Origin of the sequence: Streptomyces sp. NPDC002044, from assembly GCF_040296725.1 — a bacterium.
GTDB classification, from domain to species: domain Bacteria; phylum Actinomycetota; class Actinomycetes; order Streptomycetales; family Streptomycetaceae; genus Streptomyces; species Streptomyces antarcticus.
Genome location: NZ_JBEOXU010000053.1, coordinates 23523 through 40127 on the forward strand (window position 1 = coordinate 23523; position 16605 = coordinate 40127).

The window sequence follows — 16605 nt, forward strand, 5'->3', positions numbered from 1 at the left end:
TGACGTGCGTCTCCCACGCTTCACGGCAGGGGGCTGTCCGGACCGGTCCGATCACGAGATATCTTGATGTCGAGCAATGTTGCAGACGAGAGACGCAGACTGTGGAGCGGAGCATCCGGTGACTGACTCGACCATCATCTACACGCACACCGACGAGGCCCCGGCCCTGGCGACGTATTCGTTCCTGCCTGTGATCCAGGCGTACGCGTCGACGGCCGGAGTGAGCGTCGAGACCCGTGACATCTCCCTGGCCGGTCGGATCATCGCCAGCTTCCCCGAGCACCTGGAAGAGGGCCAGCGCATCGCCGACGCCCTCGCCGAGCTGGGCGAGCTGGCGAAGACCCCGGGCGCCAACATCATCAAGCTGCCCAACGTCTCGGCCTCGATCCCGCAGCTCAAGGCCGCGGTCGCCGAGCTCCAGGGCCAGGGATACGCGCTTCCGGACTACCCGGACGACCCGAAGACCGACGAGGAGCGCGAGACCCGCGCCCGCTACGACAAGATCAAGGGCAGCGCCGTCAACCCGGTCCTGCGCGAGGGCAACTCGGACCGCCGGGCCCCCGCCTCGGTCAAGAACTACGCGAAGGCCCACCCGCACCGCATGGGTGCCTGGACCGCCGAGTCGAAGACCAACGTGGCCACCATGGGCGCGAACGACTTCCGCTCCACCGAGAAGTCCACCGTGATCGCCGAGGCCGGCACGCTGCGCATCGAGCACGTCGCCGCCGACGGCTCCACCACCGTCCTGCGCGAGTCCGTACCGGTCCTCGCCGGTGAGGTCGTCGACGCCTCCGTCCTGCACGTGGACGCGCTGCGCACCTTCCTGAACGACCAGATCGAGCGCGCCAAGGCCGAGGGCGTCCTGTTCTCCGTGCACCTCAAGGCCACGATGATGAAGGTCTCCGACCCCATCGTCTTCGGCCACGTGGTCCGCGCCTTCTTCCCGAAGACCTTCGCCCGCTACGGCGAGACCCTGGCCGCCGCCGGCCTGTCCCCGAACGACGGCCTCGGCACCATCCTGAACGGCCTGGGCGCGCTGCCCGACGCCGACGCGATCAAAGCCTCCTTCGACGCCGAGATCGCCGAGGGCCCGGCCCTCGCCATGGTCGACTCGGACAAGGGCATCACCAACCTGCACGTCCCGAGCGACGTCATCGTCGACGCCTCCATGCCCGCCATGATCCGCACCTCCGGCCACATGTGGGGCCCGGACGGCGCCGAGGCCGACACCCTGGCCGTCCTGCCGGACAGCAGCTACGCCGGTGTCTACCAGGTCGTCATCGACGACTGCCGCGCGCACGGCGCCTTCGACCCGTCCACCATGGGCTCGGTGCCGAACGTCGGTCTCATGGCCCAGAAGGCCGAGGAGTACGGCAGCCACGACAAGACCTTCGAGATCGCCGCCGCGGGCACCGTCCGCCTCGTCGACGCCGAGGGCGCCACGGTCCTGGAGCAGGAGGTCGCCGCCGGCGACATCTTCCGCGCCTGCCAGACCAAGGACGCGCCGATCCAGGACTGGGTCAAGCTCGCCGTCACCCGCGCCCGCGCCACCGGCGACCCGGCCGTCTTCTGGCTCGACGAGGACCGCGCCCACGACGCGCAGCTCATCACCAAGGTCAAGACGTACCTCGCCGACCACGACACCGAGGGCCTGACCCTCAAGATCCTCTCCCCGGTCGAGGCCACCGCCTTCTCCCTGGAGCGCATCCGCCGCGGCGAGGACACCATCTCGGTGACCGGCAACGTGCTGCGCGACTACCTCACCGACCTCTTCCCGATCCTGGAGCTGGGCACCAGCGCCAAGATGCTGTCGGTGGTCCCGCTGATGAACGGCGGCGGCCTCTTCGAGACCGGCGCCGGCGGCTCCGCGCCCAAGCACGTGCAGCAGCTCGTCAAGGAGAACTACCTGCGCTGGGACTCGCTCGGCGAGTTCCTCGCGCTGGCCGTCTCCTTCGAGCACCTCGCGACCACCACCGGCAACGCCCGCGCCCAGGTGCTGGCCGACACCCTGGACCGCGCGACCGGCACCTTCCTGGGTGAGGACAAGTCGCCGAGCCGCAAGCTCGGCGGCATCGACAACCGCGGCAGCCACTTCTACCTCGCCCTCTACTGGGCGCAGGAGCTGTCCCGCCAGATCGACGACCCGAAGCTGGCCGCCGCCTTCGACCCGCTCGCCAAGACGCTGGCCGAGTCGGAGCGGACCATCGTCGACGAGCTGATCGCGGTGCAGGGCTCCCCGGCCGACATCGGCGGCTACTACCAGCCCGACGCCGCCAAGGCCGCGAAGATCATGCGCCCCTCGGCGACCTTCAACCAGGCCATCGCCACCCTCGGCTGAGGCCGGCGGCCGTCCGCGGACGGCAGTGACGCGACGTTCCGCCCCGGCCGGCCCCGTGCCCGGCCGGGGCGGAGCCGTGTCCGGCCCCGGCCGGGCGGCGGTCCGTCGCGCCGCCGCCCCGGGACCGCTGGCCGGGGGCCGGGCCGTGCGCTAGCGTTCGCCACCGGTGATCCAGGGGGGTTCTGTGGCACGCGGTTCCAACACGTCCTGCGCGGGCATCGGCTGCGCGGGCTTCCTGCTGCTGGCGGTCGTCGTGCCGACCGTCGGGTACCTGCTGGCGCTCCCGCTGGTCCTGCCCGACCTGCTGGCCGAGCAGACGCCGCCGCAGCGGCTCCACGGCTTCGGCCCGTACCTGGTCGTGTACGCCTTCCCGGTCCTCACCGCGCTCGCCCTCGCGCTGTACGCGGGCCGGGGACGGCGCCGGCGGTCCGTGTGGTGGCCGGCCCCGGTGCGGGCGGCGGGCCTGCTCGCCGTGGTCGCCCCCGTGCTGTGGTGGGTGGAGGGCAGAGTCGGTGACCTCCCCGCCTGGAACGTGCGGGCGGTGGCCGAGAGCACGGCCGCCGGGCTGGTGGCGCTCGCCTTCGTGGGCGCCGTGCGCAGGTGGGGCGGCTCGCGCCTGCTGGGCGGCGGCCGGCCGTGGGGCGGATTCCGGCTGCGCCGGCGCGCCCCGGCCGGTCAGCGCAGGCCGGCCGCGGGAGAGATCTGGCTCGCCATGGTCCCGCTGCGCGAGGATCCCGAACGGCAGCTGCGCCACTACTGCGTGGTGCTGGCCACACACGCCGGTCACGCGGAGGTCGCCCAGATCACGAGCAAGGACAAGGACGGACGGTCCGACCACATCTGGCTGCCGAACGAAGGCTGGGACACCACATCCGGCCGGGACCACTGGGTGGAGGTCGGCCGCGAGCCGCGCCGGGTGGAGTACGGCCTGTTCCTCACCTCCCGCCCCCAGGGGCCCTGCCCCGCCGAGGTGTGGCGGGAACTCGGCCGGCAGCCGGGCTGAGGCCGGCGTCGGGCCGGGAACCGGTCCGGGAACCGTGCCGGGAGCCGGGCCGGCCCGGCCCCGCGTCAGAGGTCGGCCGCGACACGGAAGCCGATGTTCCCGGCCGAGCTGTCCGGGGTGTTGCGGGTGCGGGCGGCGACCCGGTAGCGGTTGCAGTACGAGTCGTGGCACATGTGCGAGCCGCCCCGCATGGACCGTTCGGGCCCGCCGGGCCGGAAGGGGTCGGCGGACCACTCCCACACGTTGCCGACGGTGTTGTAGAGCCCGTACCCGTTGGGCCGGAAGGACTTGGCGGGGGCCGTGCCCGCGTAGCCGTCCGCACGGGTGTTGTCCGCCGGGAAGTCACCGTTCCAGATGTTGCACATGTACCGCCCGTCCGGCCGCAGTTCGTCGCCCCACGGGTAGCGCTTCTGCTCCAGGCCGCCGCGCGCCGCGTACTCCCACTCGGCCTCCGTGGGCAGCCGGGTGCCCGACCAGGCGCAGTAGGCCATCGCGTCGTGCCAGGAGACGTGGACGACGGGGTGGTCCTGCCGGGCGGCGAAGGACGAACCCGGGCCCTCCGGACGGCGCCAGTCGGCGCCCGCCACCGCCCGCCACCACGGGGTACCCGCCACCGCCGGGGAGAGCGCGGCCGGTTCGCCGCGGAGGAAGCCCGCGAAGACGAAGCTGAACTCGAACGACTCCGCCTCCGTGACGTGGCCGGTGGCCTTCACGAAGGACGCGAACCGCGCGTTGGTGACGGTGGTCGGGGCGATGCGGAACGCCCCCACCACCGTCTCCCGTACGGGACCCTCCCCGTCCTCGGGGAACCCGTCCGGGTCCTCGGTCCCCTGGAGGAAGCGGCCGCCCGCGATGCCGACGAGGTCGCGGACGGCCCGCCCGGCCGCGCGGTCCACGACGGGTGCCGCCGGGGCCCGTACCACCGTGAGCGGTGCGGCGGCCGACTGCTCGCGGCCGGGGGTGCAGCAGGGCTTGGGCGGCATGGGTCTCTCCAGGGCGGCGGTACGGGGCGGTACGGGGTGAGGCGTGCGGGGCGGTGCGTGCGGGCCGCCGGGCGTGCGGCCCGCGCCCCGGGCGGGCGGTGCGGTCAGGCGGCCCGGTCGGCGGCCAGCCGCGCGGCCAGCGCCGGTACGCCGAGGTTCCGTTCCTGCTGCGGGGTGGCCTGGTGGAGCAGGTTCCGCAGCTGGTGGGGGTCGTTGACCAGGTCGTAGTACTCGCGGAAGGCCACCTGTCCGGTTCCGGAGACGGCCCCCGACGCGTCGGTGTACAGGTCGTAGTACTCCGTGTACTGCTTGTCCTTCGCCACGTACGAGGCCCAGGTCTTCGGCCCGTCGCCGCCCGCGCCCTGCCTCCACCACTGGACCAGCAGGTGGTCCCGGGCGGCCGGGGTCAGCAGGGACTGGCCGTCCTGCGGGGTGGCGGGGGTGATCCCGGCCGCGTCCAGGATGGTCGGCGCGATGTCGATGTTGGCGACGATCCGGCTGTCGGTGCTGCCGGATCCGAGGCCGCCGGCCGGCCAGGACAGGTAGAACGGCACCTCGTGCGCGGGGGAGTAGGGGACGGACTTCTTCAGCCAGCCGTGGTCGGCCCAGGTGTAGCCGTTGTCCGCCGTGTAGATGACGAGGGTGTTCTCCAGCTGGCCCAGCGCCGCCAGCTTGTCGTGGATGGCCTGCACCGCGTCGTCCACCGAGAGCAGGGCGCGCAGCTGGCGCCGGCGCACTTCCTTGGCGTCGGCGAGGGTGGACGTCGCGTCGCGGATGTACGCGGGCTTGTCGGAGCGGTCGGCCTCGGGGACCGAGGGGCGCCCGTTCCAGGCGGGCACGGGGGCGTCGGCGTATGCGGGGGCCGGGGTGTTCGGCGCGTGCGAGGCGTACGGGGTGACGTAGGCGAACCAGGGACGGGTGTCGGTGACCGACTTGTCGAGGAAGGCCAGCGTCTTGTTCTTGATGACGTTGGTGGTGTAGCCGGGGAGCTCCTGGACCGTCCCGTCGATGTTCCAGCGGGCGTTGGTGTAGCCCGGCTGGAGCAGGGCCCACTCCTCGAAGTGCGGCGGATTGTCGGCCAGTGCCCAGGAGTTGAGGTACTTGCCGAAGAGCCCGGTGCGGTAGCCGGCCTGCTTCAGGTGGCGCTGCACGGTGGTCGACTGGTCGAGGCTGTGCGAGGCGGCGTTGTTGCGCACGCCGTGGTGGTGGGCGTGGCGGCCGGAGAAGACGGAGGAGCGGGACGGCGAGCACAGCGGGGTCGCGGAGTGGCCGTGGGTGAAGGTGACGCCCTGGCCGCCGAGCCAGTCGATCGTCTTGGCGATGGCCCAGTCGGTCTGCTTGGGCTGGTCGTCGGTGACGATCAGCAGGATGTTGGGCCGGGCCGCGGCCGTCGTCGCGCTCGCCGGGCGGGCGAAGGCCGTGACGGACGTGGCGGAGGCGGCCACCGCGGCCGCGCCGGCGAGGAAGCCGCGCCGGCCGACGCCGCCCGCTGCGCGGGACACGCGGGACGCGCGGGACGTGCCCGGTGCGCCAGAGGTGCCGGTGATTCCGGGCGCGCCGGGGTGCTCGTGCTCGCTCACGAAGGGTCTCCTGTACGTGCGGGGGCGGGTGACGTACGTACCGGGGCCCCGGCAGCCGTGCGTCGCCGGAACCCGCAGGTCAGACCCTAAAGGCGGGCTGTGGCAGCACGGTGGCGGCCTCATGGCGGCTGTGTGCCGCGCGTGTAACACGGTCCGCAGCCGCAGCCGCAGCCCGTGCCGGATCCTGAGCCGCAGCCCGTGCCGGAGTCAGAGCCGGTGCACCCGCTCCTGCCCGATGCCGAGCGGGGACCGCCCCGCGGCGAGGATCCGCAGCCCCGGTGCGACGGAGAGCAGGTCCCGCAGCCAGGCCCGTGCCTGCGGGCCGAGCAGGTCGGCGCCGTCGAGGACGAGCAGCATGTCCCGTTCGGCCAGCCATGACGCCGCGTTCGCCGCCCCGCACGGGGGAAGCGGTGTTTCGGGTACGCGGCCGAGCGCGGCCGTGAACTCCCGGGTGCCGTGGACCCCGGCCGACGGTTCGAAGGCGACGACGGCCACCCCGTCGTAGAAGTTGGACGCGATCCGCCGTGCGATCTCCCGCACCAGCAGACTGCGCGGCTCGCGGAACCCCCCGGTCACGGTCACCACCCGCCCCCTCCGGACGGCGGTGAGCAGCCGCGACAGTTCGGCGGAAGTGGTCGCCAACGTCCTCGTGGAACCGGATTCCCCCATCGGCACGATGCCCCCCGTTGCATGCGTGACCAAGCGCGGCAAGAGTGCTGGTTCGAGCCGCGTGTCGACGATTATGCGCCAGTTGAGCCGGAAGGCCAGGGGAATGTCGCATTCCGTAGAAGGGGCCTGCGGAGAGGCCGCCGGCCGGGCAACGTGGAGCCAACGCCCGCGTGTTGCACGGTGGTTGGGGGCGTAGACGGCGCCGTCGGAGCGGTCCGTCGCGGACGCGAGCCGCGTCCGCCGGATGGTGGAGGGCGCGTAGACGGCGGACGGCGCCGGGTGCGGGGTCCGCCGGCCCCGCGGCCGGGGCGGCCCCTGGGCAGGGCGTGGCCGCCCGCCCCGCGGGCGGTGGGGGCGGGGTGCGAAGCGGAAGGCGTTGCGCCCGCGTGGGCGCGACGCCGGGAAGGGGCCCCGCGCGCGGCGCGCCAAGGCCGTTGTCGCACCGGCCGGATTAGCCCCGGCAAAGCGGTCGGCGTAGTTCCCGTGCGCCCTGTGACGTACGTGTCCCCGCCCCGGCGCCGGGGAACGGTTGTCCGGGCGCCGGTATTGGGCTCTACTGCTGTGCAGCCCCCACCGGGGGCATATTCCCGGGGAGGGACCACGATGACAGCGGACCGGCGAGCGGACCGGCGAGCAGGGCGACGGACGGGCCGGCGGGCGGAACGCGCGGCGCAGCCCGTCTCGCACCGCCGCAGACCGGCGCTCAGGAGACGCGGCCCGCTGGTCGCCCTCGTCTCCGGCTTCCTCCTCGTCGGTGTCTGCGCGGCCACCGGAATAGCCTGGGACCCCTCCTCGGTGGCCGACGTGCGCGGCAGTTCCGCCCCCGTCATCGGCGTGCCCTGGTCGACCGGCCCCGACGCAGGCCCCGGCACCCCGGCGCCCACCACCCCGGAAGCGGCCCAGAGCCCCACCCCGGGCACGTCCCCCGGCGGCACCGGCACCCCCGGGGGCGCGACCGCCGGCACCGGGGGCGCCCGCCCCGCCGGAGCGCTGCCCTTCGACATGCCCCAGCCGGCGGCCCTGCGCTCGGGCGCCGCGGGCAAGAAGCTGGTGTTCGCGCACTACTTCACCCCGTACCCGCTCTCCCTCGACAACGTGAGCGCGGACGCCGACTACTACACCCGCAACTACCTGAACCCGGACGGCGAGAGCGGCAAGCACGAGCGGTACGGCGGCCTGCTGCGCGACCGGCCGCTGCCCGTCCAGCCGAAGAGCGGCGACTGGGAGTACGCCAACCTGCAGCAGGAGGTGCGCACCGCCCGCGCGGCGGGCATCGACGGGTTCACCCTCGACATGCTGTCCCTGTCCGGAAAGAACTGGGAGCGCTCCAACCAGCTGATGGCGGCCGCCCGTTCGGTGGATCCGGCCTTCAAGATCATGCTGATGCCGGACATGACCTCGCTGAAGACCGACGATCCCGGCGTGCTCGCCGACGCGATCGCCGCGCTCGGCTCCGCGCCCGCCGCCCACCGGCTCCCGGACGGCAGGCTCGTCGTCTCGCCCTTCAAGGCCGAGGAGAAGAACGCGGCCTGGTGGACCGAGGTGCTGGGGATCCTCAAGTCGAAGCACGGCACGCGCACGGCCTTCGTGCCGCTCTTCCTCGACTTCGGCGCCCACAACGGCGACTTCGCCCCCATCAGCTACGGCTTCTCCGAGTGGGGCAGCCGCAGTTACGTCGGCCAGGAGAGCAACACCCGCGACGTCAAGCGGGCGCACGACATGGGCAAGATCTGGATGCAGCCGGTGTCCGTCCAGGACGCCCGCCCCAACCAGGGCATCTACGACGAGGCCGGCAACACCGCGACCCTGCGCGCCACGTGGAAGCACGCCATCGACGACGGCGCCGACTGGGTCCAGCTCACCACCTGGAACGACTACTCCGAGGGCAGCCAGTTCGCCCCCTCCCTGCACAACGGCCACACCTACCTGGACCTGACCTCGTACTACCTGACCCGCTTCAAGACGGGGGAGTGGCCCGAGATCGTCCGGGACACGCTCTACCTCACCGCCCGCACCCAGTTCGCCCAGGCCGACCCGACCGGCGACCAGTCACTGCTGATGTCCCTGCGCAGGGGCAGCGCCGCGCCCCGCGACACGGTGGAGGTGCTCAGCTTCCTCGCCGGACCCGCAGTGGTCCGCACGGCCGTCGGATCCGCGAAGGACTCCCACGAGGCCCCCGCAGGGGTCCACTCCGAACTGCTGCCGCTGAAGGCGGGCGCCAGCTCCGCCGAGGTGGTGCGGGGCGGGAAGACCGCGACCGGGGTGGAGCTGCCCTATCCGGCGGACCGCACCGTGGAGGTCCAGGACCTCCAGTACTACGCGGCGACCAGCGGCCGGGGGACGTAGGACCCTGGCGCCGCGCCCGGCCGGTGAGGCGGTGCGGGCTACGGGTGAGGCGGTGCGGGCTTCCGGCGGCGGCCGCGCCGGGAGAGGATCACCACGACAAGCCCCGTCCCGCCCTGGGAGGCCCCGTGCCCGATCCCGTCCGCCCCGAGGGGAGCCCGGCCGGGCCCCCGCCCGCCACCGCACCGCGGCCCGCCACCGCACCGCGGCCCGGCGGCCCGGCAGTCCCGGCGCGGGTGTTCCCGGGCGTCGAGGGGCTGTTCCGCCTCGACCCCGCCGTCGCGCACCTGAACCACGGCTCGTTCGGCGCGGTCCCCGTCCCCGTCCAGGAGGCGCAGGCCGCGCTCCGGGCCCTGGCCCACGCCGACCCCGACGCGTTCTTCCTCGGGGTCGCCGACCAACTGGCCGCGGCCCGTGCCCGGATCGCCGCGCACCTCGGCGCCGACCCCGACGGGCTCGCCTTCATCGCCAACGCCACCGAGGGCGCCAACCTCGCCCTCGACGCGATCCCCTTCGCCGACGGCGACGAGATCCTGGTCACCGACCACGGTTACGGCACCGTCGTCGCGGCCGCCGCTCGCCGTGCCACGGTCACCACCGTCGCCCTCGACCCCCTCCTGCCCGACGAGGACGCCGTACGCGAAACCGTGCTGGCCGCGCTGACGCCCCGTACCAAGGCGGCGCTGCTCGACCACGTCAGCTCGCCCACCGCCCGCCTCATCGCCTCGCCCCGGCTCCTCGCCGACCTCCGGGAACGCGGGGTCACCACCGTCGTCGACGGCGCCCACGCCCCCGGCATGCTCGCCGACCCCCTCGCGGGCGGCGCCGACTTCTGGTTCGGCAACCTCCACAAGTGGGGGTACGCCCCGTCCGGCAGCGCGGTCCTCGCCGTCGCCCCGGAACACCGCCACCGCGTCCGCGCGCTCGTCCCCTCCTGGGAGGACCGGCACGGGTTCCCCCGCTCGGTCGAGTACCGCGCCACCGCCGACTACACCGGCTGGCTCGCCGCGCCCGAGGGCCTGGACCTCCTCCAACGCCTCGACGCGGCCCGGGTGCGGGCCCACAACAGCGCGCTGGCCGCCCACGGCGCGGCCCTGCTCGCCGAGATCCCCGGGATCACGCCGCTCCCGCACGGCGAGGGCCTCGCCATGCGGGCGCTGCTGCTGCCGCCCGGCACCGCCGAGACCCCCGAGGACGCCGTGGCGCTGCGCGAGGAGATCGCGGCCCGGCTGCGCGTACGGGTGCTGGTCTGGCCCCGGCCGGGCGGCGGCGGCATCCGGATCTGCGGGCAGGTCTACAACCGGCCCGAGGAGTACGAGCGCCTCGCCGCCGGCCTGCCCGCCCACCTCGGCCGCCCCTGAGCGGGCCGGGGGCCGCCTGCCTCAGCCGCGCCTGAGCAGGTAGGTGTCCATGATCCACCCCTTGCGGGCGCGGGCCTCGGTGCGCAGCTCCTCGATCCGCCCCGCGACCTCGCCGAGCTTCCCCGACACCAGGATCTCGTCCGGGGTGCCGACGTAGGCCCCCCAGTAGATGAACAGGTCCTGGTCCAGGTGGGCGGTGAAGGCGTGCCGGGCGTCCAGCATCACCACCACGTCGTCCACCCCCTCCGGCCAGCCCTCGGCCAGCCGCCGCCCGGTGGTGATCTGCACCGGGCGGCCCACCCGGTTCAGGTTCGTGCGGTGCCGGGCCAGCAGCGAGGACACGCTGCTGATGCCCGCCACCACCTCGTGCTCGAACGCCACCCGGCCCTTCTCCCGCACCTCGTCGAGGATCGCCAGAGTGGAGTCGTACAGCGAGGGGTCGCCCCACACCAGGAACGCCCCGGTCTCGCCCTCGGCCAGGTCCTGCGCGATGAACCGCTCGAACAGCTCGGCCCGCGCGCTGCGCCAGCCGTCCACCGTCGGGGCGTAGTCCGCCGGGGTCCGGTCCCGGTCCGGGTCGCGGCCCTCCACCAGCCGGTGCCCCGGGCGGGCGTGCTCGTCGAGCATCGCCCGCCGCAGCCCCGTCAGGTCCGCCTTCTCCTCGCCCTTCTCCAGGATGAGGAACGCGTCCGCCGCCCCGATCGCCTTGACGGCCTGGAGGGTCAGATGGTCCGGGTCGCCCGCGCCCATGCCGATCACTGAGAACTTCTTCACCCCGCTATTGTGCCCGTCATGCGTGTCGCCCTGTTCGTCACCTGCGTCAACGACGCGCTGTACCCCCGCACCGGCATCGCCGTCGTCCGCCTCCTGGAGCGGCTCGGCGTCACCGTGGACTTCCCGGCGGCCCAGAGCTGCTGCGGGCAGCCGCAGTACAACACCGGCTTCCGGCACGAGACGGAGCCGCTGGTGCGGCGCACCGCGCAGGCCCTCGCCGGGTACGCGTACGTGGTCACCCCCTCCGGCTCCTGCGCCGCGATGATCCGCGAGCACTATCCGCGCATCGGGCGCAAGGCCGCCGCCGAGGGACGCGGCGACGCACTGGCGGAACTGGCCGCCGACCTGGCGCCGCGCGTGTACGAGCTGACCGAGTTCCTCGTCGACGTGCTCGGGGTCAGCGACGTCGGCGCCCACTTCCCGCACACCGTCACCTACCACCCCTCCTGCCACGGCCTGCGGGCGCTGGGCCTCGGGGACCGGCCGCGGCGGCTGCTGGCCGCCGTCAAGGACCTGGACCTGGTCGAACTCCCCGGAGCGCAGGAGTGCTGCGGCTTCGGCGGGACCTTCGCCGTCAAGAACCCGGACGTGTCGGCGGCCATGGGCACCGACAAGACCGCCGCCGCGGCCGCCACCGGAGCCGAGGTGCTGTGCGGCGCCGACAACTCCTGCCTCGCCCACCTGGACGGCCTGCTGCGCCGGGCCGGCTCCCCGCTGCGCACCCTGCACCTCGCCGAGATCCTCGCCGCGACCGAGCGGGAGCCCCTCCGATGACGGCCACGCACCTGGGCATGCCCGCCTTCCCGGCCGCCGCGCGGGACGCCGTACGGGACGACGTGCTGCGCGCCAACCTGCGCCGCGCCACGCACACCATCCGCGACAAACGGGCCCGCGCCGTCGCCGAACTCGCCGACTGGGACCGGCTGCGCGCCGCCGGGAAGGCCGTCAAGGACCACACCCTGCGCCACCTCGACCACTACCTCCTCCAGCTGGAGGAGGCGGTCACCGCCGCGGGCGGCACCGTCCACTGGGCGGCCGACGCCGACGAGGCCAACCGCATCGTGACCGGCCTCGTCCGCGCCACCGGGGAACGGGAACTCGTCAAGGTCAAGTCCATGGCCACCCAGGAGACCGGCCTCAACGAGGCCCTGGAGGTGGCCGGGATCGCCGCGTACGAGACCGACCTGGCCGAGCTCATCGTCCAGCTGGGCCACGACCGGCCCTCGCACATCCTGGTCCCCGCCATCCACCGCAACCGCGCCGAGATCCGCGACGTCTTCCGCGCCGAGATGGGCGGCTGGGGCCGCCCCGCGCCCGACGGGCTCGGCGACGACCCGCGCGAACTCGCCGAGGCCGCGCGCCTGCACCTGCGGGAGAAGTTCCTGCGCGCCAAGGTCGCCGTGTCCGGCGCCAACTTCATGGTCGCCGAGACCGGGACCATGGTCGTCTTCGAGTCCGAGGGCAACGGCCGCATGTGCCTGACCCTGCCCGAGACCCTGATCTCCGTCGTCGGCATCGAGAAGGTCGTCCCCACCTTCCGCGACCTGGAGATCTTCCTCCAGACCCTGCCGCGCTCCTCGACGGCGGAGCGGATGAACCCCTACACGACGATGTGGACCGGCACCACCGACGGCGACGGACCCACCGCCTTCCACCTCGTCCTCCTCGACAACGGCCGCACCGACACCCTCGCCGACGAGGTCGGCCGCCAGGCCCTGCGCTGCATCCGCTGCTCCGCCTGCCTCAACGTCTGCCCCGTCTACGAGCGCGCCGGCGGCCACGCCTACGGCTCCGTCTACCCCGGCCCCATCGGCGCCATCCTCAGCCCCCAACTGCGCGGCACCGACAGCGCGATCGACGCCTCCCTGCCGTACGCCTCCACCCTGTGCGGGGCCTGCTACGACGTCTGCCCGGTCGCCATCGACATCCCCGAGGTCCTCCTCCACCTCCGCGAACGGATCGTCCAAGGCGGCCCGGTGACCCGCGACGGCCTCCGCGTACGCCTGCGCCCCGCGCACGGCCGCACCGCCGAACGGGCCGCGATGCGCGCCGCCCGCCTGCTCCTGGACCACCCGGGCGCGCTGCGCGCGGGCGAACGCCTGCTGGCCCGCGCCCGCCGGCTGCGCCCCCGCCGCCTGCCGGGGCCCGGCCGGGCCTGGACCGACACCCGGGAGCTGCCCGAGCTCCCCGCGGAATCCTTCCGCGACTGGTGGACCCGCGAACGGGGGACCCCGCAGTGACCTCGCGCGACATCGTCCTGGGCCGCGTCCGCCGGGCGCTGGGGGAGGGGGGCCCGGGCCCACGGCCGTCCCCCGGCCCCGCGGGGGCCGCGGAGATCCCCCGGGACTACCTCGCGGTGCACGGGGCGCGGACCCCCGCCCAGACCGTGGACCTCCTCGCCGCGCACCTCGCCGAGTACCGGGCGCGCGTCCACCGCACCGGCGAGGACGCCCTGCCCGCGCTGCTGGCGGACCTCCTCGCGCGGCGCGGCGCCCGGACCGTACTCGTCCCGCCCGGCCTGCCCGCGCACTGGCTCGCGGAGGCGCAGCCGGCGCACGTACCGGACCGCGCCGAGTCCACGGCACGGCAACTGGACGCCGTGGACAGCGTGGTGACCGGCTGCGCCCTGGCCATCGCCGAGACCGGCACCCTCGTCCTCGACGGCGGCCGGGGCCAGGGCAGGCGCCGGATCACGCTGATCCCCGACCACCACATCTGCGTCGTCCGCGTCCCCGGCCAGGTCGTGGACTCCGTACCGCGGGCCGTGGCCCTGCTGGACCCCGCCCGCCCGCTGACCTGGATCTCCGGGCCCTCCGCCACCAGTGACATCGAGCTCGAACGGGTGGAGGGCGTCCACGGCCCCCGCACTCTGGACGTCGTCCTGCTCGGCGCACAATAGGCGCATGCCCTCCCACATCGCCCTCACCGCGCTGCTCGTCCACGACTACGACGAGGCCATCGACTTCTACACCAGGGCCCTCGGCTTCGACCTCGCCGAGGACACCGCCCGCCCGGACGGCTCCCGCTGGGTGGTGGTCCGCCCGCCCGGCGCCAGGGAGTCCGCGCTGCTGCTGGCCCGCGCCAAGGACGACGCCCAGCGCCCCCGGGTCGGCGACCAGACCGGCGGCCGCGTCGGCTTCTTCCTCCACACCGACGACTTCGCGCGCGACCACGCCCGGATGACCGCCGAGGGCGTCCGCTTCCTGGAGGAGCCGCGCCACGAGGCGTACGGCTCCGTCGCCGTCTTCCAGGACCTGTACGGCAACCGCTGGGACCTACTCCAGCCCGCCGCCTAGTGCCGTGCCGGGCGCCGCGACCCGGTGGACCCTTCCGGTCACGGCGCCAGCGCCGGAGCCTCGGCGGCGGCGTCCACGGCCGCCCCGCCGTCCACCCGGCGGGCCAGCTCCCCGGCCCACCGGACCAGGCCCGGCACGTCGACCCCGTACGCCGCCCCGTCCAGCCCCTCGATCCCCGCCGCCCCGCGCCGCAGCAGCCGCGCCCCGCCGACCGCGTTCCCGCGCGCGGCGTGCGTCAGCCCGACGGCCAGCTGGGCGAGCCCCCGCCACAGTGGGGCCGCCTCCTCGGGCCCGGACTTCCAGGCGTCCTCGAACACCTCGTGCGCGTGGAACGGCATCCCGGCGTCCAGCAGCCGCTGCGCCTCCCGGACCGTCTGCGCGGGCGACCGCACCACACCCTCCGGCTGCCGGCCCACGCCGCCCGCCCCGTAGGCCAGCGGCCGCCCCAGCCCGTCCCTGGGCCGTGCGCTGCGCGCGCGGCCCTCCTCATCCCGGTCCCGTGTGTTCATCCACCCATCCTCGCGGCCGCCGATTACCCGTGCATGCACACCCCTCAGCGTGGGGTAATGTTCTGCATGTGCCGCCGGGACGGGGGAAACCCCAGGTCGCGAGCACATCGGGACGTGGCGCAGCTTGGTAGCGCACTTGACTGGGGGTCAAGGGGTCGCAGGTTCAAATCCTGTCGTCCCGACTCGAGAGAGTCGCAGTCCGTGGGGCCGTTCCAGAGAAATCTGGAACGGCCCCTCGGCCGTTTTCCGGACTCGTTCGGGGGTGGGTTCCCCTCGCCTTTGCGGGGCAAGCGCAGGAGGGGGGAACCCGCTCCGTGCCGCGTACCGGCCGGAAGGCGGGCGAACCGGCGACGAGAGGAGCGGCGGTGAGTGAGGCAGGCCCGTTCGTGGTCTTCGCGAACTTCCTCTCCGACCTGGCGGTCGACCTCGACGAGGGCCGGGTCCTGGCACAGTGGGCGCAGCAGGCCCCGCGGAAGGCGTGGCTGCTGCGGCCCGGGGACGTACTGATCACTCCCGTACCGCTGGGCCGGGACTTCCTGCGGTACGTGTACGACCTGACGCAGGTGCCCGCGGAGTCGGTGACGGTCGTCGAGGTGCCCCCGGCCGGCGCCGTCCCCCTGGCGCGGGCGGTCCGCGAGGCCGGACTCGCCGAGCACGTCCGGGCCCTCGCCGGCGACCGGGGCGCGGCGCTGCTGCCGACCGCGCTGGACGCGTCGGCCATCGCCTTCGCCCGGGACCTCGGCCTCACGGTGCACCCCTACCCGACGGTCGAGGCCGCCGAAGCCGCGCTGAAGACGACCATGCTGCTCAACACGAAGGCCGGGTTCCGCGAGACGGCCGCACACCTGGGCATGCGGCTGCCCGAGGGGCGGGTCTGCCGGCGCGCCGAGGTGGAAGGGGTGGTGCGCGAGTTCCTGCGGGGCTGTGAGGGGGTCGTGGTCAAGCCCGACCGCTCGGCGGGGGGCCACGGGATGCGCTTCCTGTCCCGCGAGGACCTGAACGGCGGCGCGTCCCTGGCCCTGGACACGGTCGGCGGCCCGATGGGGACGTGGGTCGTGGAGGAGCGCCTCGACGTGGCCGAGTCGGTCAGCGTCCAGCTGGACACCACCCCCGCCGGGACGCGCGCCCTGTTCAGCGGGGCGATGCGCACGACGCTGGGCTCCTTCACGGGGTACGTCTCGCCGCTGCCCGCGTCCTGCGCGGACGTGGCCGGCGAGCTGGAAGCCTGGGGGGCGGCCCTGGGCGGCCATCTGGCCGGCCACGGCTTCGCCGGACCGTTCGGGCTCGACGCGCTGGTGGACGCGCGGGGCGAGGCGTACGCGAGCGAGAGCAACATCCGGCGTACGGCCACCACCACACCCCACGCCATGGTCACCCGGCTGACCAAGGCGCGGGCGGGCGCGACCGCGGCCTGGTCGGTGGCGAAGGGGTGGACCCGGCGCCCGTTCGACTTCGAGGGAGCCCTCGGGCGGCTGCGCGAGCACCACCTCGCCTTCGACCCGGCGAGCGGCGAGGGCGTGGTCCTCTACGCGGACGCCCCGCCCGACGGCCGCTCCTGGCGGTACGCGGTGATCGCCGGGAGCGCCGGGGACGTGCGGGAGCGGGAAGCCGCGCTGGCCGAAGCCCTCGAGTTCGAAGTCCACTGACCCCACTGCCCGTACGGGGCGGCCGACCCCGCCCCCGCGTCCCCGTACGGGCAGGTGCGAACGCGGGACGACGCCGGTCCCGGCACCCGAGAGGGGTGCCGGG

The 16605-nt window shown here is 74.3% G+C and carries 14 protein-coding genes and 1 tRNA gene; 10 read left to right on the forward strand and 5 right to left on the reverse strand.

The genetic code is table 11. The features are described from left to right. Positions 1–118: 118 nt before the first annotated feature. Together ABT106_RS15805 and ABT106_RS15810 are read left to right on the forward strand one after the other, a co-directional pair. Positions 119–2338 (forward strand): NADP-dependent isocitrate dehydrogenase, encoded by a 2220-nt coding sequence (locus ABT106_RS15805; protein ID WP_351277124.1) that lies wholly within the window; start codon positions 119–121, stop codon positions 2336–2338. A 184-nt stretch (positions 2339–2522) separates the two neighbouring features. Further along, entirely contained in the window at positions 2523–3341 is an 819-nt protein-coding gene (locus tag ABT106_RS15810; RefSeq protein ID WP_351277127.1) for a hypothetical protein, read from the forward strand. A gap of 65 nt (positions 3342–3406) precedes the next feature. Here the strand turns inward: ABT106_RS15810 and ABT106_RS15815 are convergent, their stop codons facing one another. The 3 genes from ABT106_RS15815 to ABT106_RS15825 all read right to left on the reverse strand — a co-directional run bounded on the left by ABT106_RS15815 (position 3407) and on the right by ABT106_RS15825 (position 6546). Then, positions 3407–4324 carry a formylglycine-generating enzyme family protein gene (locus tag ABT106_RS15815; protein WP_351277129.1) on the reverse strand — a complete coding sequence of 306 codons (918 nt, stop codon included), beginning with the start codon at positions 4322–4324 and terminating at the stop codon, positions 3407–3409. 104 nt (positions 4325–4428) lie between these two features. Continuing rightward, positions 4429–5904 (reverse strand): sulfatase family protein, encoded by a 1476-nt coding sequence (locus ABT106_RS15820; protein WP_351277131.1) that lies wholly within the window; start codon positions 5902–5904, stop codon positions 4429–4431. 207 nt (positions 5905–6111) lie between these two features. Further along, a complete protein-coding gene (locus tag ABT106_RS15825) occupies positions 6112–6546 on the reverse strand; it encodes a hypothetical protein (RefSeq protein WP_351277134.1) in 435 nt (144 codons plus the stop codon). A gap of 630 nt (positions 6547–7176) precedes the next feature. On the opposite strand from ABT106_RS15825, the gene ABT106_RS15830 reads away from it, so the two are divergent. Together ABT106_RS15830 and ABT106_RS15835 are read left to right on the forward strand one after the other, a co-directional pair. After that, entirely contained in the window at positions 7177–8919 is a 1743-nt protein-coding gene (locus ABT106_RS15830; RefSeq protein ID WP_351277137.1) for a glycoside hydrolase family 71 protein, read from the forward strand. A gap of 125 nt (positions 8920–9044) precedes the next feature. Further along, positions 9045–10277 (forward strand): aminotransferase class V-fold PLP-dependent enzyme, encoded by a 1233-nt coding sequence (locus ABT106_RS15835; RefSeq protein WP_351277140.1) that lies wholly within the window; start codon positions 9045–9047, stop codon positions 10275–10277. Between the two features lie 21 nt (positions 10278–10298). Here ABT106_RS15835 and cobF read toward each other — a convergent pair whose 3' ends face one another. Next, entirely contained in the window at positions 10299–11051 is a 753-nt protein-coding gene (gene cobF / locus ABT106_RS15840) for a precorrin-6A synthase (deacetylating) (protein WP_351277142.1), read from the reverse strand. 18 nt (positions 11052–11069) lie between these two features. Between cobF and ABT106_RS15845 the strand changes: the two genes are divergently transcribed. From ABT106_RS15845 to ABT106_RS15860, 4 genes are read left to right on the forward strand one after another with little or no spacing between them, the layout of a single operon-like run. Continuing rightward, entirely contained in the window at positions 11070–11825 is a 756-nt protein-coding gene (locus ABT106_RS15845; protein WP_351277144.1) for a (Fe-S)-binding protein, read from the forward strand. Next, positions 11822–13291 (forward strand): lactate utilization protein B, encoded by a 1470-nt coding sequence (locus ABT106_RS15850; protein ID WP_351277147.1) that lies wholly within the window; start codon positions 11822–11824, stop codon positions 13289–13291. Before ABT106_RS15845 ends, ABT106_RS15850 begins: the two co-directional genes overlap by 4 nt. Then, positions 13288–13950 carry a LutC/YkgG family protein gene (locus ABT106_RS15855; protein ID WP_351277150.1) on the forward strand — a complete coding sequence of 221 codons (663 nt, stop codon included), beginning with the start codon at positions 13288–13290 and terminating at the stop codon, positions 13948–13950. The genes ABT106_RS15850 and ABT106_RS15855 overlap by 4 nt, the downstream gene beginning before the upstream one ends. Before the next feature lie 4 nt (positions 13951–13954). After that, positions 13955–14347 (forward strand): VOC family protein, encoded by a 393-nt coding sequence (locus ABT106_RS15860; protein ID WP_351277151.1) that lies wholly within the window; start codon positions 13955–13957, stop codon positions 14345–14347. A gap of 38 nt (positions 14348–14385) precedes the next feature. Here ABT106_RS15860 and ABT106_RS15865 read toward each other — a convergent pair whose 3' ends face one another. Continuing rightward, a complete protein-coding gene (locus ABT106_RS15865; protein WP_351277154.1) occupies positions 14386–14856 on the reverse strand; it encodes a DUF309 domain-containing protein in 471 nt (156 codons plus the stop codon). A 108-nt stretch (positions 14857–14964) separates the two neighbouring features. Here ABT106_RS15865 and ABT106_RS15870 point away from each other — a divergent pair. Together ABT106_RS15870 and ABT106_RS15875 are read left to right on the forward strand one after the other, a co-directional pair. Then, a tRNA-Pro gene (locus ABT106_RS15870) sits at positions 14965–15038 on the forward strand. A gap of 183 nt (positions 15039–15221) precedes the next feature. Continuing rightward, complete coding sequence (locus ABT106_RS15875; protein ID WP_351277156.1) at positions 15222–16502, forward strand: preATP grasp domain-containing protein; 1281 nt, start codon at positions 15222–15224, stop codon at positions 16500–16502. Positions 16503–16605: the final 103 nt, after the last annotated feature.

Coding starts and splice junctions, on each gene's coding strand:
- ABT106_RS15845 (WP_351277144.1), top strand. CDS start 11,070: ATGCGTGTCGCCCTGTTCGTCACCTGCGTCAACGACGCGCTGTACCCC.
- ABT106_RS15815 (WP_351277129.1), bottom strand. CDS start 4,324: ATGCCGCCCAAGCCCTGCTGCACCCCCGGCCGCGAGCAGTCGGCCGCC.
- ABT106_RS15865 (WP_351277154.1), bottom strand. CDS start 14,856: ATGAACACACGGGACCGGGATGAGGAGGGCCGCGCGCGCAGCGCACGG.
- ABT106_RS15850 (WP_351277147.1), top strand. CDS start 11,822: ATGACGGCCACGCACCTGGGCATGCCCGCCTTCCCGGCCGCCGCGCGG.
- ABT106_RS15830 (WP_351277137.1), top strand. CDS start 7,177: ATGACAGCGGACCGGCGAGCGGACCGGCGAGCAGGGCGACGGACGGGC.
- ABT106_RS15860 (WP_351277151.1), top strand. CDS start 13,955: ATGCCCTCCCACATCGCCCTCACCGCGCTGCTCGTCCACGACTACGAC.